Here is a 21,175-nt window from a genome sequence, read left to right as displayed (position 1 = left end):
CGACCGCACCTCATCGACGGCTGCCTCATAGGCACCGGCCTGACCCTGAACAACTGACACGATCAGACCGACATCACCCAATCAAGTTCAGTAGCAACTTGCATGCAAAGTAAACGCGTTGACGGGAGATGGGCACGATTTACTCACATCGGAGCGCCCGCCATTTTCCCGCCCATACATGCAATGAGGGAACTTTCCAAGCTCGCGGAGACGGCGGACGTGATGCCTGACGGTCACAGTGGACAGGGGCAACTCGTTGACGATCTGCGCCGTTTTCAAGTCGCGCGCCGCACAGGACGCCGCCCCGGATCAGGTCCGGAGTTCCGCGCGGTAGTCGAAGTACCTTTCGCCGCCTACCAGGACAGAGGTGAAGTACATGAGCCGCCCATCGGTATCGCGAGGCATCTCCTGCGAAGCCTGACGGGTGAACCCGATGGACACGCCGGGGATGACCGGATCCTCAGTCAGTGCATCCTCGACCGCCCAGCCGCGTGCGACCGCGTGCCCGAGAATCTGCCGGGCGGGTGTCGTGAAGACGTCCTCCCCGTCCAGGAGTACGCGTGTCGACGACTGCTTACCCTCGCCGGGCCACCACAGCTCGATCGCCGTGACGCGGTCCTCCTCCAGAAGGATCTGGAATCCAACCTCATCCAGATTGGCTTCTAAGCGGTCAAGCGTGGTCATCTGATGGGTGATTCACCGGAAAGGCGCCTTATGCGGCATGCCGACGTCAGTGACGGCAATCCGACCGAATCGCGAACGAACAGATCAGCGTTTCACCGAGGCCTCGTCGAAGCAAAGCAAGTTGCGGGGACAGTTACCTCAACGGAACTTCGGCGCCTTCCCAGGAAGTCGAAGACCCGCTGTTGGCGAATCGTTTGATCACGCGGGTATCGTGGCGCGCGAGGCGGCTATCTGTCAGTACACGGGGTGTGGATCACGTCGTTCGAAGAGGAACGGGGCGAGCTGAAGGCCGCCGCTGCGATGAGGCTTAACCAGGTCAGCGGAACCGGCGATTCCAGGCCGGCGAAGGGGTCGGCCGACTACGCGGTCTCGGACGACGAGCTGGGGGACATCGGCCACGCAGCATTCGACCTGTACAACGGCCTCGAGTCGACCGGTGAGCACGCGAAGGTGGCGAGCAAAGCAGTCCGCCTCGGTACTCGGCCACCTCGACGGCGTACGGGGAGACGTCATCTATGACCTGGGCCAGGCGGAGAAGGACGCCAACGCCTACAAGAGGGTGCTCAACTACCACATCGTCGGCGGGCTGCTGACCCCCATCCCGATCGCCGGCGACGCGATTCAACGCTCGGTGGACGCTGGTCTGAACGGGAACCTGCCACGTGCTGCGCGCCAACCCTGACAACGACTACCCGCGAGGGGTCTACAAACTGGTCATCGAGGACACCCGGAGCGCCCCCGGCCACAAGAAGGACTCTGTCCCTCTCGGTCCCGGGTTCACCGGCTGGGCGCTCCCCGACGAGGCCGAGGTCACGCTGCCTGCCGGCTGCGCCCCCCGCATGGGCTCGACCGCCCCGTACATCACGGCGTCGCTTGAAGTGCCCTCGCAGGAGGAGAAGCGCTTGGCCTCGCAGGAGGAGAGGAAGGGCCTCGTGGACCGGGACACCGCGATCCGCAACAACGCGACCGTGATGCGGGAAGCCGCCACCAATCTCATCAAGCGGTACGACTGCGCCGCCTGACCGTCGCCTGACCGGTCAGTCCGCCCGCCGCCGCGCCTCGCCGCGGACCTCGGTCGGCGGAACCACCCGCCGGAACAGCACCCACATCTCGTCCGGCACCAACCGCTCAACCAGGTCCGCCATGCACGGATCGACGAGCCATCACACCAAAGGAAACGACGTCTTGGCGACCCCGCCGAGAAAGGCCAGCACCCGCATGTCCGTCGACCAGAAGTCCTGGGAAGCCGCGGTACGTCAGCTGTTCGAGGACGCGTACCCGTACGACGCCACGGGCCCGCGCCGCCACAAGGACTGGATCCTCGACGTCCTCGCGCTGATGGCCCGGGTCCCGGACCCCCGCGGCTGGTCCGGTCTCGACGACGCGGCGCAGGACCCGGAGCGTGAGGTGTCCCCCGCGTACCCCTTCGTCGTCCGCCCCCCGGACCGGGCGCGTTTGTGGTGCAGGCTGATCGGTGGATGGTCGAGGATGTGTTGTTCGACCTCGACCAGGAGGCGGACGAAATTCGTGAACTTCCATACCAATGATCACGGGTGGTGCAGCCACTCCGGCGCCCGGTCGGCCGGCTGGGTGCGGCCCGCGTGCCGCGGGGCTGACGGCGGGGCCGGCGGCTCGATCTGTCCGCTCGACCCGCTGCACAGCCGGAAACAGGTCGAGCGGCTCACCCACCCACAAAGCCGCAGGTCAAACACCCTTTCCTGCTGGCTCGAGGATCGCCACGCACTCCACGTGATGCGTCATCGGAAAGATGTCGGCCTGAGCGAGTCTCGAAAAGTACCAGGTCAGAGACTACTCTTTGGCTCGCTGTCCCGCCGGCGGGCGCCCGGAGCGTCAAACGAGCGTCATGACGAACAGTAGCCACCATGTGGGGAACCAAGCCTGTCCGTCCCCCAGTCTGAGGCAGCCGCCGGCGGTCTCGAACCGAAGCGCGCCTACTGCGAGTCCGGCTGGGGGCGCCAGGTGCCGTCGAGCGGAATGCCGGCGGCTGCCGCGATCCGGTCGCGTGACGCGACCAGCCGGGTCCGCAGCGCCGCCAGGTCCACGTCCACCAACGCGCCGTCGCGTTTGACCACACGGCCGGCGACGAGGACGGTGTCCACCAGGCCGGGATGGCCGGCGCTGACGATGGTGGCGACCGGGTCGGTGACCGGGAAGACGGTCAGGTCGTCGGCGCGCAACAGGATGATGTCGGCGTCCTTGCCGGGCGTGATGCTGCCCGTTCGGGCGCCGAGCCCGCACGAGGCGGCGGCGTCCACGGTGGCGAAGGACAGCAGGTCCCGGGAGCGCAGGCCGCCGTCCAGGCCGCGCTGTACGGCGAAGGCCGTACGCATGGTGGAGAACATGTCGCCGCCGACGGAGGGGACGTCGTCGATGGACAGCGTCGGGCGCAGGCCGGCGGCCAGCGCCCGGCCGGTCACCGGCGATCCGAAGCCCATCTTCAGCTCGACGTCCGGGCTGATCGACAGCGAGCTGCCCGCGTCGGCGAGCATCCGCAGCTCCTCGTCGCCGAGCCCGTTGCCGTGCACGAACGTGGTGGTGTCCCGCAGCAGACCGTGCTCGCGCAGATCGGCGATCGCTCCGGTCACGATGTCCACGTGCAGGCTGGTGCGCAGGCCGAGTTCGGCCGCCAGCTTCAGCTCCCGGGCGACGGTGTCCATGCTGGTGGCCTCGGGTCCGCGCAGCCCGAGAGCCATGGTGACCATGCCGCTGTCGGGCAGGTCGGCGCGGACGCGGCGGATGGCGGCGTCGACGAGGTCGGGGGTGCCCCAGCCGGCGCCGAGGCAGAAGATCGACCGCCCCGGCGCGTCCCGCAGCGCGGCGACGGCGGCGTCCTCGTGCTCGGGGGTCTGCGCGACGTGGCACCAGTCGAGCATCGTGGTCACCCCGGAGTGCAGGGCCTCCAGGCGGCCGAGGAGGGTGCCCTCGTAGACGTCCTCGGGCCGGTAGTGGGGTTTGACCGTGCCGTGCATGGCCGCCGCCCACTCGGCGAACGTCCAGTCCGCGCCGACGCCTCGGAACGCGGTCTGCCAGGTGTGGCGGTGGTTGTCGACGAAGCCGGGCATGACGATCCGGTCGGTCGCGTCGATCACCTCGGCGTCCGGCGCGTCGATCCGTGCGGCGACCTCGACGATCATGCCGTCCTCGATGAGCACGTCACCGCGGGCGAGATCGCCGACAGCCGGGTCCATGCCGACCACGGTGCCGCCGGTGAGCAAGGTCTTCATCGGGTGAACTCCTTCACAGACGTTTTCGGATGGTTCGAGATCGTGTTGCGGCGGCAGCCGCAGTCGCACCCATGTGGGTGCGGATCAGGCGCGGGCGGTCAGGGCTTTCTGCCTCAAGTACGGGAAGGTGGACTCTCGGCGGCCGGTCGTGTCGGGGCCGGCGCCGGTCACGCGTGCGCGTGCGCACCGGGCAGTCACCGGGCAATGGCGTCGCCGCAGCACGCGGCCGGCGGCTCTGGTGCTGGTTCAGGCGCTTGCTGCCGTGGTGTGTACGGCGTCGGCGGCGGCGAGCGCGTCGGCGACCAGGTCGGCGGTGTCCTCGGTGCCCGCGGCCAGCCGGACCAGACCCGGCGGCACCGACTCGGCGATCTGGTCCTCGCTGAGCATCCCGCGCCACATGGACGCCGGATGCACAGCCAGCGATTCCACGCCGCCGAGGCTGGCCGACCGCAGGGAGTAGCGCAGTCGGCCGAGGAATGCGTCGGCCATCTCGAAGCCGCCGGTGAACTCGATACCGAGCACGCCGCCGAAGCCGCTCATCTGGTCGGCGGCCAGCTTGTGCTGCGGGTGGGTCGCCAGCCCGGGATAATGCACCCTGGCCACGGCGGGATGCTCGTTCAGTGCCTCGGCGAGCGCCTGGCCGTTGGCGTTGTGCCGTGGCACGCGCAGGGGCAGGGTGCGTATGCCGCGCAGCAGCAGCCAGGCGTCGATGGGGCCGAGGGTGGCGCCGGTGAGCAGGCCGACGTCCCAGATCCGGTCCAGGAGCTCGGCGGGTCCGGCGATCACTCCGGCGGAGACGTCGGAGTGGCCGTTGAGGTACTTGGTCGCGCTGTGCCAGACCAGGTCGATGCCAAGGTCCGCCGGCCGCTGGTTCAGCGGGGTGGCGAAGGTGTTGTCCGCCATGGTCAGCACGTCGTGCGCGCGGGCCAGGTCCACCACCGCGCGCAGGTCGGTGATCTGCAGCAGCGGATTGCTCGGCGTCTCCACCAGGATCAGGCGCGTCTTGGGGGTCAGTGCCTCCACGAACGCCTCAGGTTCGGTCTGGTCGACCTGGGTGGTCGACACGCCGAGGCGCGGCAGCAGGTTCATCAGCACCGAGCCCGTGCCCCCGTAGGTGGACTTCTGCCCGATGACATGGTCACCGGCAGAGACCAGGGCCAGCACGGCGGTGGTGAGCGCGGCCATCCCGGACGCGGTGACCATGGCCGCCTCGCTGCCCTCCAGCTCCGCGACCACGGCCGCGACCTGTGCGTGGTTGGGGTTGCCGAAGCGGGTGTAGAAGTCCTTCCCGCGCCGTTCGACGGCGCCCTGCGCGAACGTCTCGCCGTCTTCGGCCCAGAACGTCGCCGTCTGGTAGATGGGCGGTGCCACGGCACGGCTGGGATGGATCTCGCGATCGGCGTGGACGGTGATGGTGCTCTTGCCCGGCATGGCTGCCCTCCGGTGGACCGTTGGGGTGACGCCATCAAGCGTCGGCGGCCGACGCCCAGAACTGGACTGATCACGGCAACTTTGGCAGCAAATTGCGCTCACTACGGGCGTACGATTGTGGTACTCGACAGCAGGGCGCAATAAAATGCCATCCATGGACGAGGTGGACCGGTCGATTCTGGCCGTACTTGAACAGAGCGGTCGGATCAACAACAACGAGCTCGCCGCCCGGGTCGGGCTGTCGCCATCCCCCTGCCTGCGGCGCGTGCGCCAGTTGGAGGAAGCCGGCGTCATCCGCGGTTACCGGGCGCTGATCGATCCCGCCGCGGTCGGCCGCAGCCTGCGCGTGTTCGCCGGGGTGCGGTTGATGCGGCACACCCGCGCGGACGTGGTCGCGTTCGAGCGCGGGATCACCCAGCTCCCCGAGGTGGTCGCCTGCCACCACATCACCGGCAACTTCGACTACCTGCTCCAGGTCGAGGTCGCCGACCTGCCCGCCTATGAGGACTTCCACGCCAACCAGCTCGCAGCTCTGCCCGGCGTTGCCACGGTGACCAGCTACGTCACCATGAAGACGCTCTCCCCCGACACCACCTGACGGCCTGGTCCCTGCACCGGTGCTCCGGGGCATGGACCGCCGGTCAGAAGGTGATGCTGCCGCGGATGCAGACGGTGGCGGCGCCGCTGACCCAGACGGTGCCGTCAGGATCGGCGGCGATCTCGATGCTGGCGGCCCGCCCCAGACGCGCGCCCTGTTAGACCCTGTAGGAGGAGGGCGCCGCGCCGGTGGCGGTGAGCCACTGCCCGACGCCCGCGTTCAGCTGCCGCACGCGGGGTCCTCGGGCACACCGGCACCGGGGGCGAAGGTGCGCATCTCGAAGTGGTGCTCGGATCCCTCGGGGTGGGCCCCGATCACCCGACCATCGCGGTCGGGATGAAGGACAGGTCGGGTTCGAGGTCGAGGACCTCCTCGGCGGTGGCCAACTGGATCACGGCCCAGCCGGGACCGTTGTCCACCCACTGGTGGGCCAGGACCCGCTCCCGCGTGATGCCGAACGCGGCAACGATCCGCTCCAGGTACGCGTCGTCGAGGGCGCCGTCGCGGACCCGCGGCGGCGCGGCGAAGGACAGCGTGCCCTCGCCGCGGCGCACGGTGACCAGGCCGGCGGCGCACTCCTGCACGATGCGGTCGGCGTGCCGCGGCTTGCCGCCGCCGTCCAGCCAGGCGCGCGCGGAACCGAGGGTGGGGTGCCCGGCGAACGGCAGCTCGCCCTGGGGTGTGAAGATCCGCAGCTGGTAGTCCGCCTCCGGCATCAACGGCGGCAGGACGAACGTGGTCTCCGACAGGTTCGTCCAGCGCGCCAGGCGCTGCATGTCCTCGTCGGTCAGATCCGTCCCGTCCAGGACGACCGCGACCGGGTTGCCGCGATAAGGGGTCGTGGAGAACACGTCGACCTGCACGAACGAGCGGGTACGCGGCATGGTCATCGGGGGCCTTTCGGTAGCGGTGGAAGCGGAATCTTTGTCCGTCCGCCCGTCGGCGGGAGCGGGTCCATCCCAGCGGGGCCCACGCGGCCGGGACAGAGCCAGTTACCAAAGAGTGGACCGACCGGCCGGGACTGGAGCGCGGCGTACACGCTCGCGCCGCCCTGCGCTCAATGGCGTCTTGAGCAGATCGGCAGATCCCAAGACGGTCTCGCCCGTACTGCCAAGGCCCGGAACGTCAGTACGTTCCGGCCCTTGGCAGTACGGGCGACGAGCCGCCCCTCCCGTTCCCGTGCCGCAAGGAAGGGGCGGACACCGCCGTCAGTTACTACGCGTCGGCAGGTGTGACCAGGAGACCGCCGACGAAGGTGTGGGTGGGGATGAGGTCGCGCAGGGTGTCGCTCGGGCAGTGGGCGGGATCCTGGTCCCAGATGGTGAGGTCGGCGAGGCGGCCAGGGGTGAGGGTGCCACGCAGACCCTCCTCACCGCTCAGACGTGCGGCGTTGAGGGTGTGCAGGGTGACCGCCTCGTCGTAACTGATCGCGTGCTCCGGGCCCTTGACGCCGATGACGGTCTGCCTCGTCGTCATGCCCCACACGGAGCGCATCGCACCGAACTGGCCGACGGGGAAGTCGGAGCCCGCGCTGACCTGGGCGCCCAGGTCGATCCAGCCGCGGGCCGGGAAGAGGCGGGCGACGCGCTCCGGGCCCCAGAAGGTCTCCTCCACCTCGGCGGTGTCGTGGAGGAGGGGCTGCTGGATGGTGACGGGGATACCGAGGGCGACGGCGCGGGCGCGCTGTTCGGGGCCGGCAAGGCCGCCGTGCTCCATCACGAGCGTGCCGGCGGGCAGGCCGGGGTTGCGCTCAAGGACGCGTTCGTAGACGTCGAGGAGGGTGCGGACGGCGCGGTCGCCGTAGGCGTGCGTGCCGACCCGCCAGCCGCGCCGGACCACTGCCTCGACCGCCTCGACCAGCGCGTCCGGTTCCCAGATCAGCATGCCGGAGAAGGAGTGGTCGCAGGCGTACGGCTCCTCGGTGGCCCCGGCCTCCAAGCCGCCGTCGAGGCCGAACTTGACCCCCCAGACCGACAGCCACGGGTCGGAGTCGTAGCGCCACTGCTCCATGGTGTCGAGCAGGTCCTCGACCTGAGCCGCGCTGGTCATGCCGAGTGCCGAGATCAGTGCCCGCACCCGAGTACGGAGGGCGCCCTCCTTCCGGGCGGCCAGGTACACGGCGTAGTCCTCGGGGGTGACCGCGCAGTCCCGGACGGTGCCGATGCCGGTGGCGGCGTAGTCGCGGGAGGCCAGGCGGAGCCCCTCGATGCGCTGGTCCCGGTCGGGGGCCGGGACGAGGTGTTCCACCAGGTGCAGGGCGTTGTCGATCAGCCGGCCGTCCAGCTTGCCGTCGGCGTCGCGGCCGATGGTGCCGCCGGGCGGTACCGGGGTGTCCTCGGTGATGCTGGCCAGACGCAGCGCGCAGTGGTTGACGACGTCGTTGTGACCGCCGCGCTTGACCAGGACGGGGTGCTTGTCGGTGGCCGTGTCGAGTTCGGCCGCGGTGGGCATGCGGCGCTCGGCGAGGTTGAGTTCCTGCCAGTTGGTGGTGGTGCGGATCCACTCGCCCTCGGGGGTGACGGCGGCCCGCTGCCGGATCAGGTCCAGGAACTCCGGGATGGTACGGGCCTTGTGGACGGGGACGTCCTGGGCGCCGAGCCCGGCGAAGACGAGGTGGGTGTGGGTGTCGTCGAAGGCGGGCAGCACGGTGGCGCCGGGCAGGTCGTGGACCTCGGTGCCCTCGCCCTCCAGGTGGTCCAGACCGTGCGGGTCGGCGGACACGGCCATGATCCGGTCGCCGCGCACAGCCAGCGCCCGCTGCGGGGCTTGTCCGGGGACCAGGGTGTGCACCGCGCCGGCGCGGATCAGCAGGTCGGCTGTGTGGTCGGTCATCGTCTTCTCCCTCAATTCGCAGCGTCTCGAAGGTCTCGCTGACAGGGGCGTCGCGCGCGCCGCGTCGAGTCGGCTGTGCCCCGGCCCGTGATGGTCGGGCCGGGGCGGGTGGCGCGGTGTCAGCAGGTGGCCCGGGCGGCGTCCTCGATGAGGCGGGTGGTGGTGTCCGGGTGGCTGATCATGGCGACGTGGGACGAGGTCGGCACTTCGACGACCTTGCGGAAGTTCGCACGGCTGTACATCCAGCGTTCGGCCGCGGGCGGGATCGCCTTGTCCTGGCCGGCGACCAGCCCCCACGACGGGATCGTCCGCCACGCGGCGGCCTGAGTCGGGTAGGTGAAGGAGTCCGCGTCGAAGGGCCGCTGAGTGGCCTGCAGGACTCGGAACGCAGCGGTGGGTATGTCAGCGGCGAAGGCGGCCTGGCCGTCCTTGCTCAGGTACAGGTCAGTTCCGGTGGTGCCGTCGGGCTTCGTGTAGGAGACCGGCACGCTCACGGGCAGGACCTCGCTGCCCGGGAACTTGTCGATGAGCTCCCCCTGGGTCTCGCCCACGTCGGGCACGAACGCTGCGATGTAGACCAGTGCCTTGACGTTGCTCTTTCCGGCGGCGGCATTGCTGATGACGGTTCCGCCCATGGAATGTGCGACCAGTACGACCGGCCCGCTGATGGAGTCCAGCAGACTCGCGATGTACGGGGCGTCGGTGGGGATACCCCGCAGCGGGTTCGACCCGGCGATCGTGGTGTACCCCTTCTTCTGCAGCTCCTGGACGACTCCGTTCCAGCACGATGAATCGGCGTAGCCGCCGTGCACCAGCACGATGGTCGGCTTGGCCTTGAAGGTGTGACGGTCGGCTGCGGACGCGGTCCGGGCGAGTGGGCCGGTCAGCGCTGCCGTGCCTGCGACGGCGGCACCAGTGGCGAGCACGCTGCGGCGGGTGAGGTCGGAACTCACGGACACTCCTGTGGTGGTAGGTGTCGTGCACGGGGTGGTAGGCGACAGCCGGGCATTGCCCTGGGGACGTGGGCCCGGTCGTGGGGTGACGCGGTGCGGCGGCGCGACCCGCCGCGCGTGTCACGACTGTCCGTTGAGTCCTTGTGCCGCCTGCGCGATGACGGCGGCCACGACGGCCGGGCGGGACACGTAGACGGCGTGGCTGCCCGGTGTCTCGGAGACGGTCGCCCCAGCTCGCTGGGCCATGGTGCGCTGCGCGGCCGGGGGGATCATGTGGTCGTCGGTGGCGACCAGGTACCAGGACGGCTTGGCTTGCCATGCGGGCTGGGTGACCGTGCCTTCGAGCGCGTCGACGCTCCAGGGGACTTGGGAGTCGGCCATGAACGCCGCGGCCTTCTCGGGCACGTCGGCCGCGAAGGAGGCGGCGAACTTCTCGCGGTCCAGGAACAGGTACCCGTCCCGGGGAGGAAGGATCGGCGGGACCGGCGCGCCCGGCGGCGGGTCGGCGATCAGGGTGTTGACCGACTCGCCCTTGTCCGGGGCGAACGCCGTGATGTAGGCGAGTGCCGCGACGTTCGGGTGGTTGCCGGCCTCCGTGATGACGGCCCCGCCGTAGGAATGACCGACCAGGACGGCCGGGCCGTCGAGCGCGTCGAGGATCTGCTGTGTGGCGGCGACATCGCCGGCCAGCGACAGAGTGGGGTTCTGGACGACGGCCACCTGGTAGCCGTCGGCGCTGAGGTGGTCGTAGACCCCCTGCCAGCCTGATCCGTCCACGAAACCGCCGTGCACGAGCACGACGTTCCTGATTGTCGTCATGGTCTCTCCTGACCGGATGGACAGGCGTCGCACCTGTCCGGTGCGCCCATCAAAGTCATCCGGAGAGCGGGGGAACACGCAGAACAGCATGCAGAACCGGGGTTCAACCACGGCTCGGGCAGCGTCAGAGCGGGCGGAAGTACACTCCCGGCATGCCGGGCATTCTGAGTTTCGAAGGGGTTGTCGCCGGTGACCGGGCCGAGTTCTGGCGCGATGCCTGCACGCGGACTTTCGTAGGCGTCGAGCCCTCGGGAAAGCCGGGCGAGGCGATCGGGGGCAGGGTCCGGGCCTATGAGGTCGACGGGCTGGCGGTGGGGGACATCGCGGCGACGGCGCAGTCAATGACGCGCACGCAGCGGCTCGTGGACAATGCCGATGCCCACTACCTTCTGCTCGGCATGCAGGTGCAAGGGACGGGCGGGATCACGCAGGGCGACCGCCGGATCCGGCTCGATCCGGGTGACTGCGTGATCCTGGAGTCTCGCCACGGATTCGAGTTGGACTTCACCGACTCCTTCAACCTGTGGGTGTTCGCCTTTCCGCAGCACCTGGTGCCGCTCGGCGAGCAGGACCAGCAGCACCTCGCCGCCCGGCGGGTGAACGGCCGCAGCGGGCTGGCCGGGGTCTCCCGCCGTGCGCTGCTGGATCTGGCCAGGAACGCCGACGAACTGAGCCGGTCGCCGAGCTCGGGCGCACTCGCGCTGGCGAACGATCTGCTGGTCACGCTGCTCAGCGAGCCGCTCGCCGAGAGCCGGCAGCTGGCCGGCTCCCTGCAGCGGACCCTGCCATTGCGGATCAAGGACCACATCGACCGGAACCTGGCCGACCCAGGACTCGATCCGGTCCAAGTGGCGGCCGCCTTCGGTATCTCCACCCGGTATCTGCACAAGCTCTTCCGGCATGAGCGGGAGACGGTGGCCCACTACATCCGCGACCGGCGGCTCGAACGGGTCAGGCTGCGGCTGCTGGACGCCCGCTTCGCCGACCGGCCGATTTCGGCGCTCGCCTTCGACGCGGGCTTCGGCGACCTCAGCGGTTTCAACCGGGCGTTCAAGGCCAAATACGGGGTCAGCCCTCGGGAACTGCGACAAAGCAAGTAGCCGCCGGGTGCTCTCCGGTCCCGGCCGGGGTGCGCTGCCGTCCGTGCCTTCGCGGGTGTGGCCTTCCATCATGGGACCCCGTTCTCGCGCAGGTGCCCGGCAGGAGTGACCCATCGCTACACAGAACGGCTTCGCCGCAGTGCTCCGCAGCCATCGACGTGCGGCGCGCCTGACGCTCGAACAACTGGCTGAGGCGTCGGGGGTGAGTGCCCGCACGCTGTCGGACATCGAGCGCGGCCGGAGCAGAGGACCACAACACCGGACCGTCGCCGTGCTGGCCGACGCCCTGGAGCTCGTCGGCGACGCCCGTACCCGGTTCCTGGAACTGGCCCGCGACGGCAGGCTGGAGGACCACTGGAACCGTCCGGCCGCCGGGCTCTACGAGCTGCCCCGCGTGGTGGAGGACTTCACCGGCCGCTCGCAGGAGCTGATCTGGATGAGCGATCTGGTCTACACGGAATGCGCACCGGGCGTCGGCGTCGTCGGGCTGGTCACCGGTTCGGCGGGCCTGGGCAAGACCGCCCTGGCCGTCCGTGCCGCCCATGCCTTACTGCCGAGCTTCCCCGACGGGGCCGTCTTCCTCGATCTGTTCGGCCTCTCGCCACACCCGCTGCCCGTTCCCGACGCCCTGCGAGCGTTGCTGCGAGCCCTCGGTGTGCCCGACCAGCGGATCCCGCCGGACGCCCATGAGCGGGCCTCGCTCTACCGGTCGCTGATGCGGGACCGCCGCATGCTGATCGTCCTCGACAACGCCGGGTCCGAGGAACAGGTGCGCCCGCTGCTGCCGGGCGGAGGCGCGAGCCGGGTCCTGGTCACCACCCGGCGACTGCTGACCGGCCTGGAAGGCGTGCGCAGGCTGGCCCTAGGGCCGCTCCATCTGACTGAGTCGACCCACTTGTTGGCCGGGATCCTGAACGGACGGGCCGTCGACACGGCCCTCACCCACCTCGCCGAAAAGTGCGGGGGCCTGCCCCTCGCACTGCGGATCATCGGAAACCGACTGCTCAGCCGACCCGACTGGGACGCCGCCGAACTCGCCGCACGCCTCGCCGCCGAAGAAGACCGCCTCGACCAGTTCAAGGCGGGGGATCTGCGGATCGCCAGCGCCTTCATGATGTCCTACGACCACCTGGCCCCCTCCGCACAGCAAGTCTTCCGAAGACTGGCGGCGGTACCCGGGCGGGACTTCGACACCGCACTGGCCTCGGTCGCCGGCGGGCTCCCGCTCGGGGACGCCTGGGAGGCGCTGGACGATCTCGTGGACCTCGGCCTCCTCCAGGACGCTGCGGCGGGAAGGTACCGGTTCCACGACCTCGTCCGGCTCTTCGCCCGCGACCGGCTCCGAGCAGAGGAGAGCGACGATGCCACAGCCGTACGGGAACGGGTGACAGCGTGGCTGCTGCGGATGGCAACGGCCGCCGGGCGCTGGTTCGAGCCCGGCTACGGCCGACCCGACCCGGACTTCCCCGATCTCCGCAACGCGGCGGAAGCCGAGGAATGGCTGCAGGCGAACGTGGACAACTGGCTCGGAGCACTGCGATCCGGGACAGCCGCCGGACAGCACTCCCTCGTCCTGGACTGCGCCGAGTCGATGCACTGGTTCTCCGACCGCTGGACACACGCCCCCCACTGGCGTGAAGTCTTCAGCCTCGGCGCGCAGGCCGCCGTCGCCCTCGCCGACCCGGCACAGCAGGCGACGCAGCTCAACTACCTCGCCTGGGTCCACTGGGTGCCGCCCAGCGACCCGGAAGCCATGCTCCGCTGCACCGCACAAGCCCTGGAACTGGCCGAGAGGAGCGGCGCCACGGCCCAGGTCGCCGCAGCACACGACTACACCTCACGTGCCCTGCTCGCGCTCGAACGACCCGACGAGGCCGCGGCCTCCGCGGCCGTGGCAGCGGGGATGTTCCAGGCCGCCGGCGACATCGACGCCTACGTACAGGTCCTCTCGCAGATCGGCCACTGCCGCCGGCAGGAAGGACGCCTCGCCGAAGCCCTTCAGCAGTACCACACGGCACTCGAACTGATCGACGACGAACGATCAGGGATGACGCCCACCATCGCCGCCCAGTGCCGACCGTACGCGCTGATGCGCATCGGACAGTGCCTGGCAGGTCTCGACCGCCGCACCGAGGCGGTCGCCGCGCTCATCGAAGCGGTGGAACTGATGGACGCACTCCAACCGAACTTCCGGCAGGCCGAAGCCCTGGAGACGCTGGGAGCCCTCCTGGACGACGACGGCCGCCCCTACTACGAGCGCGCCGCGCGGACCTATCGGTACATCGGGGACGAGGTGGCGAGCCTGCGCTGCGAAGCCGCCATCTGACCACTTTCCCTCTCAGCCAGGTCCTGGCTGCGAATCGCCGAAGCGAGTCTCAGACAGCCACTGACGATGAGCTGGCTGACTGCTGCCGGCCCACTACAACGCCATAAAGTCTGGCCCCTTTGAATACGTCTGAGCTGCCCTAAAGATCGCCTGGCGCCCCATCAGAACGAGCGTCAAATGAGCGTCAAGATGCCTCGGAGAGCGCGGTTTCAGCGTCAAGATATCGCCCGTGACGCCCACACCACACATAGCGCACACCACTCAAACCAGCAGGCCAGGCGGCTTTTCCGGCCGCTTCAAGGATCGCAACGCACTCCACGTGATGCATCAATCGAAACAGGTCGAACCTCTACCCATTCCCGAGAAACCGCAGGTCAGACGGCCTATCGAACCGGCTCCAGAATGGCGACGCACTCCACATGATGCGTCATAGGAAAGGTGTCGGCTTGGACTCACACAGGAAAGCAGCAGGTCAGAGATGCTTTAGCATCCCGGATGAGAGTCGCCGGGCGCCCAGAGCGTCAAATGAGCGTCACCGCCCTACGTCGGATCGGGACAGGAAGTCTGGCGCGTCATGCTTCCCCGTCGTACGCAGTGCCTCCACCGGAACGGTGGGTAAGGTGGTGATCGCCGCCTCGTTCTCACGTTCGGCGGCGGCCTTCGGCGGCAGGCACCGGCCGCACGTCCGCCGGCCGCTTTGCCGAGCGCCCATCCGAAGCCGGCACCGGTTGGGTCGGTTCTTCGCCGGTCGGTAGCCAGACCGCCGTCGGCCGTTGCAACCGACGGCGAATTTGGCCGGTAGGTCCTCTCCCGGGAGCCCACCGGTCGGCACTGCGGAGGCTTGTCCCTCGAGCCCCTCCTTCGTCCGGGCCAGCGCCCGCACGCCCTCGGCTCGCAGTGGTCGCTGTGCTTGTATAAGAGCAGCGTCGCCGAAGGAGCGGCTCGAAGAGTGGGGGTTGCCACATGCTTGACGCCGCCTCCCGCGCCGCGGCGACGGCGGCCGGTGCCGCGGTCGCCGAAGCGGCCACCACCGAGCAGTGGTCGTTCGTACGCGATGGGGCCGCACGGCTCCTCGGCAGGGGTGATGCCCGGGCTGAACTGGAGCATCTCAAGCGCCTGGACGTGACCGCAGCTGCCGTACGGCAGACCTCAGCCACTGACCCCGAACTGCGCGTCAGGATGGAAGCCGCCCTTCAGACCCGGTTCGAGCTCCTCCTGGAGGAGTCCGAGGGCGTCGAACGCCTACGGTGCACCGATCAGTTGCTTCGACTCGTACAGCTGAGCCGGACAACCTACGCCACCGCCGTGGCGGGCGCCCAGGCCACCGGGGCGGTTTCGCTCGGCTTCGCCGCGGGCAGCGGCGAGACCGCGTCTCTGGTGGGGCGGATCCCGTCAGAAGCCGCGCCGTTCCGGCGGCGGGCCGAGGCGGCTCTGCTCGACGTCCCCTCGTCGATCCACGTACTCACCGGCCCTGCCGGGACGGGCAAGACACAGCTGGCCGCCCACATCGCCCGGTGTGCCCTGCGGGACGCTACAGCGGACATGGTGGTATGGGTGAACGCCACCAGCGCGGACATGCTCGTATGCGGCTACGCCGATGCCGCAGCGGCCACCACCGAGCACGACCGCGCCCAGCCGGAGCGCTCCGCCGAGGCGTTCCGCTCCTGGCTGAGCTGGACCGACCTGCGCTGGCTCGTGGTGCTCGACGGGGTATCAGACACCGCCGACCTGCACGGTTTGTGGCCGACGGCCAGGCCCAATGGCCGGGTCCTGGTCACCGCCCGCCGCGCAACGTCCCTGCCAGGGGGCAGCGGACGCGTCGAGCTCGGGGCTTACCACCCCGAAGAGGCCGCCGACCAGCTGACGCGCGAACTCGTCAGCCGCAGCGGCCTGGACGACGATCCCCGCGAGATCGCGGCCCTGACCGCCGACCTCCGCCACGACCCGTTGGCTCTGTCAACGGCTGCCGCCTTTATGGCGCATGAAGGCCTGACCTGTGCGGCCTACCGCGACCGGCTCACCCGGTTCGCCGGCCCCAGCGGCACCGGGGCTACCCGGGATGCGGTCACTGCCAGCTGGTGGGTGTCGCTGGAGGCGGCCGACCGGCACAGCACGGGACTGGCCCGTCCTGTCCTGGAGTTGGCTTCTCTTTTTGATCCGCACGGGGTGCCGGTCTCAGTGCTCACCAGTCCTCCCGCGCTGCGCTACCTCGCGCTTCGGGCAGCGCGGCGGCAAGGCCCTGGGGCGCCCCCGCCCGCCGAGGCGGGGGACGTACGGGACGCCCTCGAGGTCCTGCGCCGGCTGCGCCTGGTGGAAGTCGACAGCGACTTGGCACATCCGTCCGTGCGGCTGAGCACCCTGGTACAGGCGGCCGTGCTCACGGCGGTGCCCGCCGTGAGCCGGGACGCGTTGGCCCTCAGCGCCGCCGACGCGCTGCAAGCGGTGTGGCGCACGGCGTCCGACCGGCCGCATTCCCCCCTTTGCCGGGCGCTGCGGTCGGGAGCGGACCTGCTTACCGGGCACGCCGGGGAGACATTATGGCGGTCGCACTGCCATCCCCTGCTCTTCCAGGTGGGACGCAACCTGATCGACGCCGGGCTGATCCGGGCGGCCCGTATCCGCTGGGACTGGCTGCACGCCCGGCTCGACCAGCGCTTCGGACCCGACCATGCCGACACCCTCGCCGCGCGCAGCTACCAGGCACGGCTGCGCGGCGCCTCACAGGACGCGGCCGGCGCCGTCGCGGCCTACCGCGACCTCCTCCGCGACCTGGAACGGGTCCTCGGCCCCGACAACCCGGATGTTCTCACCGTCCGGGACAACCTCGCACGCTGGCAGGGCATCGCCGGCGATCCGGTCAAAGCCGCGGCGGCGTACACCCTCCTGCTGGACGACCGACTGCACGTGCTCGGTCCCGCACACCCCGACACGCTCCTCACGCGCCACAACATCGCGCTCTGGCGCGGTCAAGCTGGGGACGCGGCGGGGGCGGCGGAGGCGTACGCGGAACTCCTTGACGACATGATGCGGACCTTCGACGCCAACGACCCGGCCGTCCTGGAGATCCGCGACCAACTGACCGAGTGGCGGACCAGAGCAGCCGACGCGGCCGCGGCAACCCGCGTCCCGGCTACCACGGGACCACACCCCGACCAGCTCGAACCTGCCTCGTGGTCGCCTCCAGCGCCGGACGGCGGCGTCCGGCGGTCGGACGGCACGCCGCTGTCCGCGGAGCACTTGCTATCGGAGCCGCCACTGCTCTCCCGGCTGCGCCGTCTGCTGCTCTGGCGCGGCGGGCCAGCCGCCGAGGAGACTCGAGCCACGGGGCCCGGCTCCCCGGTCTCCGGATGCCACCGCGTCTCGGTGATCAGCCTCAAGGGCGGTACGGGGAAGACCACTACAGCGGTGGCGCTCGGCGCGACGTTGGCGGGCCAGCGCGACGATCCTGTGATCGCCGTCGACGCCTCGCCCGAAGGCGGCACGCTCGGCCGTCGGGTACGCCGCGAGAACGACTCCACCGTGCTGGATCTGCTCGCCGCCCTGCCGGAGCTGGACGGCCATGACGCCATCCGCAACTTCACCACCACAGGCCCGAACGGGCTGGAGATTCTGGCCCACGACGTCACGCCCACGCTCTCCACACCTTTCAGCGCCCAGCAGTACCACCGGGTCGTCGATGCGCTGACCCGCGCCTACCCCCTCATCGTCACCGACTCCGGCACCGGGCTGATGCAGGAGGCCATGCACGGAGTGCTCTCGCTCACCGACCAGTTGGTCGTGGTCGCCACAGCGAGCGTGGATGGCGCCGCCATTGCCGACGTGACCCTCGACTGGCTCTCCCAGCACGGCCACGCCGAACTGGCTCGGCGCGCCCTCGTGGTCCTATCCGCGGTGCACCCAGGCCCCGCCCGAGTGAGAACCGACCGCATCGTCAAACACTTCGCCGACCGCTGCCAGGGCGTCGTCACCGTGCCCTTCGACGAGCACCTTGCCACCGGAGCCGAACTCGACCTGACCGAGCTGCGAGCGGACACCCGACGCGCCTACGCTCGGCTGGCCGCGCTCGTCTCCGAAGGGCTTCCACGTGCATCGGTGGAGCAGGTCGGGGACCAGGCCCCCGGACGATCAGGGAAGCAGGCCGGTCATCGGGACAGACCGGCCGTACCCACAATCCCGGGATCTCCCCTACCCGAGCCTGCCGTGCCTCTCGCCGCGGCCATCCCACCCGCAGAGCCCGCCGCGTCCGCGAGCTCCGCCACCCCCGGCCCGCCTCACGCACCCGTCGTTCTGCCCCCGCCCGCACCGCCGCCACCGCCCGAGCCGACCGTGCCCTCCGCGCCCACGCCAGCCCGGCCCCGGCGGCGGCCGCGGCTGACCGTGGCCGAGGACGTTGTGCACATCGGCACACCGGCCACCGTCGAGTTCACGCTGGCCGCCATCGATCCCCAAGACGCGGAGCTCGGCAGGACGGAGCCCGTGTCCGTACTTGTGATCGCCACGCCGCGCTCCTCCGCGACGCTGAAACCGCCGGCGGCGTCCTGTGCGACGGACGACGAGACACCCGCGCGGTTCACGTTCACGGCCTGGGAACCGGGCGAGCACCGGCTGCGCTTCCGGGTGTGCGACCCCACGTCCGGCAAGGTGCTGCAGGTGGTCGAGGCGACGCTCCCCGTGGCGGTGCCGGAACCGCTCGGGAGGCCGTGAACCGTGGCGCACGAACTGCACTCCGAAGTTTTGCACAACCCCTCGGACGACCTCACCCAGTGGCCCGGCGACCACGGGCAGCGCCCTCTAGACCTGACCGTCGTGCTGTCCGTCGGCAGCGACGACCGGGTCGAAGTGATCGCGCTCCCGCACGGCAAGCGCGCACCGCGCACCCGCGCCCACCGGGCGGGCCTCCAGGTCTCCGGCACCGCGATCCGCAGTCAGGCAGACCGGCTGCGCGCCCAGTGGCAGGCGTTTGTCCGCCACCAGCCCCTGGACGCCGATGGAATGCCGTCCGGGCCACCGTTCCCCTTCGCCGCCGGCGGCGATCTCCGGCCCTGCCAGAGCACGGTCATCCCGATGATCGAGGAGCTGGCCGAGGCCGGGGCCTACACACTCGACCGGATCCTCGCGGGCACCGACAGCGACCTGGTGAGGTTCCGCGAGTTCCTGCTCGACGAGCTGAGCCAGGAGGACCTGCGCATCAGCTTCGACTCGGGCCTGTCCGTGCCATGGCCGATGCTCGCGGTGCGCGCCGGCGGGCCACGGACGCCTGCGTTTCTCGGCCACCGGCACGAGATCGAGCAGACCGGAGCGTCGTACGCCCCTTTTCGCCCCCCGGCCGTCCGGTCCCTCCCGGTCACCAGCCTCAACGCCGACCTGGCACTTGGCAGCGTCGGCCGCTCGGAGGACGTGGCGCAGCTGCTCGCCCACCACTCCGAACTGACGGTGCGCACCCATGCGGACGAGCTGGTCAAGTCGCTCTCCGGCGTCGAGTTCGACGAGGACCTGATGTACTTCTGGTGCCACGGCGCCTTCGAGGAGTACGGCGCCCACCGCACGGTGGGCGTCAGGCTCTCCGACGACAAGGTCATCGACGCCGATCTGGTCCACCAGCACCGCGACGGGTTCCGCAGCTCACGGGAGTCGGTGTTCCGCCCGTTCGTGGTGCTCAACGCCTGCCACGCGGGGGTGCCGACGGCCACGGCCGAACTGGAATACCTCGGCCGGGCCTTCGTCGAGCACGGCGCGACCGGGGTGCTTGGTCCGCAGATCGAGATTCCCCAGATCTTCGCCTCGGAGTACGCTCACGCCTTCCTCGACCGGTATCTGAGCGGAACGCAGACCGCGGGCGAGATCTGCCGCGCCCTGGTCCGCCACTTCCTCGACGAACTGCACAACCCGCTCGCCCTCGCCTATCTGCTGTACTGCGGCATCGACAGCCTCTTGGAGATCCGACCGTGCACCTCATCACCGTCGACCTCGACGAACAGGGACGACTCAGCGCGCCCGGCGGTCGTCGTACCGTCCCAGGTAACCGGATCGCCGAGCACCTCGCCGAGCACGTCCGCACCCCGGACCGGATAACGGACCTGTACGTCTACGTGCACGGCTGGCAGACCGCGCCGACCGTCGCACAGCGGCGTGCGAAGGCCCTGCTCACCAGGACCCGGCAGCTGGCCGCGGCGCATCCGGATCGCTATCCGCAGCTGAGCCGGGGATACCGGCCCGCGGTCGTGGTCGTGCGCTGGCCGTCGTCCAGCCTGCCCTCGCTCGGCGGCTACCGCAGGATCCGCGACCGCGCACATGCGATGAGCGCACCCGGTCAGGGCCACGCGCCCCATGTGCTCGCCCACCTCCTCGGCTATCTCGACGCACAGCGCCCCGCCGCCGGCTCCGCCCCGGTCCTGACCAACCGCAACGGCCAGTACCTGCACCTCGTAGGCCATTCGTTCGGCGGCCGGTTTCTATGCGAAGCCGTGCAGTGGGCGGCGGCACCGGAGGCGCCGCGGGTCCTGGGGTGGAGCACTCCCACGTCGCCGGGGCGCCCCTTCACCGTGGACAGCATGGTCGTCTTCCAGATGGCCGCGCCCCGGGACGCCTTCGACCGTCTCTTCCCGGCTCTGTTCCCATCCGGTGCGGAGTCCCACGCTCCACTGCGCGGACCGCTGGTACTGACCCACTCCCGCTGGGACCGGGCCACCGGCTTCTGGCATCTGCGCGCGGAGGGCTCAGCCGGCATCGGCCACTCGGGAGCCGGTACGGCGCCCGTCCCCCAGTTCCACTCCCGACTGCTGCCCTTGCACGAGCCGTACCGTCTGTCGACATTGGACCACCGGCTGGTCAACGTGGACGCCAGCGAACGCTTCCGCGGCTCCGCCCGCACCCGCCTGGCCCCGGCCGGAGCGCACTCCGACTTCGATCATCCCGAGTCGGCGCACCTCCTGCTGAGCCTGGCGGCGCTGTCCCGAGGCGCGACCGGCAGTAAGCGGCCCGCGATCCACCGCCCGGCACACCCACAACCCACACCGTGTCGGCGTCGGCCACCCCTGGACGGGTGAGTCCGACGTTCTCAGTGGTCGTAGGCGATCAGTCGTCGTTGGGTCTCTGCGCCGGTAGCCAGTAGTGCCAGATGCTCACGGCCAGGGCGAGGAGGCGTCGGCCGGTACAGCGAAGCTCCGGCTGGTGTTCTTGCGCCAAGC

16 protein-coding genes and 1 pseudogene are annotated in these 21,175 nt (G+C 70.0%); 8 read left to right on the top strand and 9 right to left on the bottom strand.

Annotated elements, in window-relative coordinates; all coding sequences use genetic code 11:
- Positions 1-309: 309 nt before the first annotated feature.
- Entirely contained in the window at positions 310-684 is a 375-nt protein-coding gene (locus ACZ7L9_RS24210) for a hypothetical protein (protein ID WP_471417993.1), read from the bottom strand.
- A 436-nt stretch (positions 685-1,120) separates the two neighbouring features.
- Between ACZ7L9_RS24210 and ACZ7L9_RS24205 the strand changes: the two genes are divergently transcribed.
- Positions 1,121-1,366, top strand: coding sequence for a hypothetical protein (locus tag ACZ7L9_RS24205; RefSeq protein ID WP_471417991.1), 246 nt, complete (start codon positions 1,121-1,123; stop codon positions 1,364-1,366).
- Complete coding sequence (locus ACZ7L9_RS24200; RefSeq protein WP_471417989.1) at positions 1,347-1,706, top strand: hypothetical protein; 360 nt, start codon at positions 1,347-1,349, stop codon at positions 1,704-1,706. Before ACZ7L9_RS24205 ends, ACZ7L9_RS24200 begins: the two co-directional genes overlap by 20 nt.
- A gap of 423 nt (positions 1,707-2,129) precedes the next feature.
- On the opposite strand, the pseudogene ACZ7L9_RS24195 reads toward ACZ7L9_RS24200, so the two are convergent.
- The 3 genes and pseudogenes from ACZ7L9_RS24195 to ACZ7L9_RS24185 form a co-directional block, all read right to left on the bottom strand.
- A pseudogene (locus tag ACZ7L9_RS24195) lies at positions 2,130-2,312 on the bottom strand (ISAzo13 family transposase); the annotation flags it as partial.
- Positions 2,313-2,636: 324 nt separating this feature from the next.
- Positions 2,637-3,929 carry an amidohydrolase family protein gene (locus ACZ7L9_RS24190; RefSeq protein WP_471417987.1) on the bottom strand — a complete coding sequence of 431 codons (1,293 nt, stop codon included), beginning with the start codon at positions 3,927-3,929 and terminating at the stop codon, positions 2,637-2,639.
- Between the two features lie 246 nt (positions 3,930-4,175).
- Positions 4,176-5,360, bottom strand: coding sequence for a trans-sulfuration enzyme family protein (locus tag ACZ7L9_RS24185; protein ID WP_471417985.1), 1,185 nt, complete (start codon positions 5,358-5,360; stop codon positions 4,176-4,178).
- 154 nt (positions 5,361-5,514) lie between these two features.
- On the opposite strand from ACZ7L9_RS24185, the gene ACZ7L9_RS24180 reads away from it, so the two are divergent.
- On the top strand, positions 5,515-5,958 hold the full coding sequence (locus tag ACZ7L9_RS24180) for an Lrp/AsnC family transcriptional regulator (protein ID WP_471417983.1): 444 nt from the start codon (positions 5,515-5,517) through the stop codon (positions 5,956-5,958).
- 219 nt (positions 5,959-6,177) lie between these two features.
- Here ACZ7L9_RS24180 and ACZ7L9_RS24175 read toward each other — a convergent pair whose 3' ends face one another.
- The 5 genes from ACZ7L9_RS24175 to ACZ7L9_RS24155 all read right to left on the bottom strand — a co-directional run bounded on the left by ACZ7L9_RS24175 (position 6,178) and on the right by ACZ7L9_RS24155 (position 10,562).
- Positions 6,178-6,234, bottom strand: coding sequence for a hypothetical protein (locus ACZ7L9_RS24175; protein ID WP_471418015.1), 57 nt, complete (start codon positions 6,232-6,234; stop codon positions 6,178-6,180).
- Between the two features lie 38 nt (positions 6,235-6,272).
- The gene (locus ACZ7L9_RS24170; protein ID WP_471417981.1) at positions 6,273-6,848 is read right to left on the bottom strand and encodes a PhzF family phenazine biosynthesis protein; all 576 of its coding nucleotides are present in this window, start codon (positions 6,846-6,848) and stop codon (positions 6,273-6,275) included.
- Positions 6,849-7,173: 325 nt separating this feature from the next.
- Positions 7,174-8,790 (bottom strand): amidohydrolase, encoded by a 1,617-nt coding sequence (locus tag ACZ7L9_RS24165; RefSeq protein WP_471417979.1) that lies wholly within the window; start codon positions 8,788-8,790, stop codon positions 7,174-7,176.
- 119 nt (positions 8,791-8,909) lie between these two features.
- Positions 8,910-9,743, bottom strand: coding sequence for an alpha/beta fold hydrolase (locus ACZ7L9_RS24160; protein WP_471417977.1), 834 nt, complete (start codon positions 9,741-9,743; stop codon positions 8,910-8,912).
- 120 nt (positions 9,744-9,863) lie between these two features.
- Positions 9,864-10,562 carry an alpha/beta fold hydrolase gene (locus ACZ7L9_RS24155; RefSeq protein WP_471417975.1) on the bottom strand — a complete coding sequence of 233 codons (699 nt, stop codon included), beginning with the start codon at positions 10,560-10,562 and terminating at the stop codon, positions 9,864-9,866.
- A gap of 152 nt (positions 10,563-10,714) precedes the next feature.
- On the opposite strand from ACZ7L9_RS24155, the gene ACZ7L9_RS24150 reads away from it, so the two are divergent.
- The 5 genes from ACZ7L9_RS24150 (at position 10,715) to ACZ7L9_RS24130 (ending at position 21,034) form a co-directional block, all read left to right on the top strand.
- On the top strand, positions 10,715-11,662 hold the full coding sequence (locus tag ACZ7L9_RS24150; RefSeq protein WP_471417973.1) for a helix-turn-helix domain-containing protein: 948 nt from the start codon (positions 10,715-10,717) through the stop codon (positions 11,660-11,662).
- Between the two features lie 139 nt (positions 11,663-11,801).
- Positions 11,802-13,988, top strand: coding sequence for a helix-turn-helix domain-containing protein (locus ACZ7L9_RS24145; protein ID WP_471417971.1), 2,187 nt, complete (start codon positions 11,802-11,804; stop codon positions 13,986-13,988).
- 963 nt (positions 13,989-14,951) lie between these two features.
- A complete protein-coding gene (locus ACZ7L9_RS24140; protein WP_471417969.1) occupies positions 14,952-18,692 on the top strand; it encodes a nucleotide-binding protein in 3,741 nt (1,246 codons plus the stop codon).
- 3 nt (positions 18,693-18,695) lie between these two features.
- Entirely contained in the window at positions 18,696-20,060 is a 1,365-nt protein-coding gene (locus tag ACZ7L9_RS24135; protein ID WP_471417967.1) for a CHAT domain-containing protein, read from the top strand.
- Positions 19,943-21,034, top strand: coding sequence for a hypothetical protein (locus ACZ7L9_RS24130; protein WP_471418013.1), 1,092 nt, complete (start codon positions 19,943-19,945; stop codon positions 21,032-21,034). Before ACZ7L9_RS24135 ends, ACZ7L9_RS24130 begins: the two co-directional genes overlap by 118 nt.
- Positions 21,035-21,175: the final 141 nt, after the last annotated feature.

The sequence above is a fragment of the Streptomyces sp. NPDC111516 genome, from assembly GCF_055635345.1.
The sequence above is the reverse complement of the archived record's forward strand: the minus strand, read 5'-3'. Positions and strand labels throughout refer to the sequence as shown.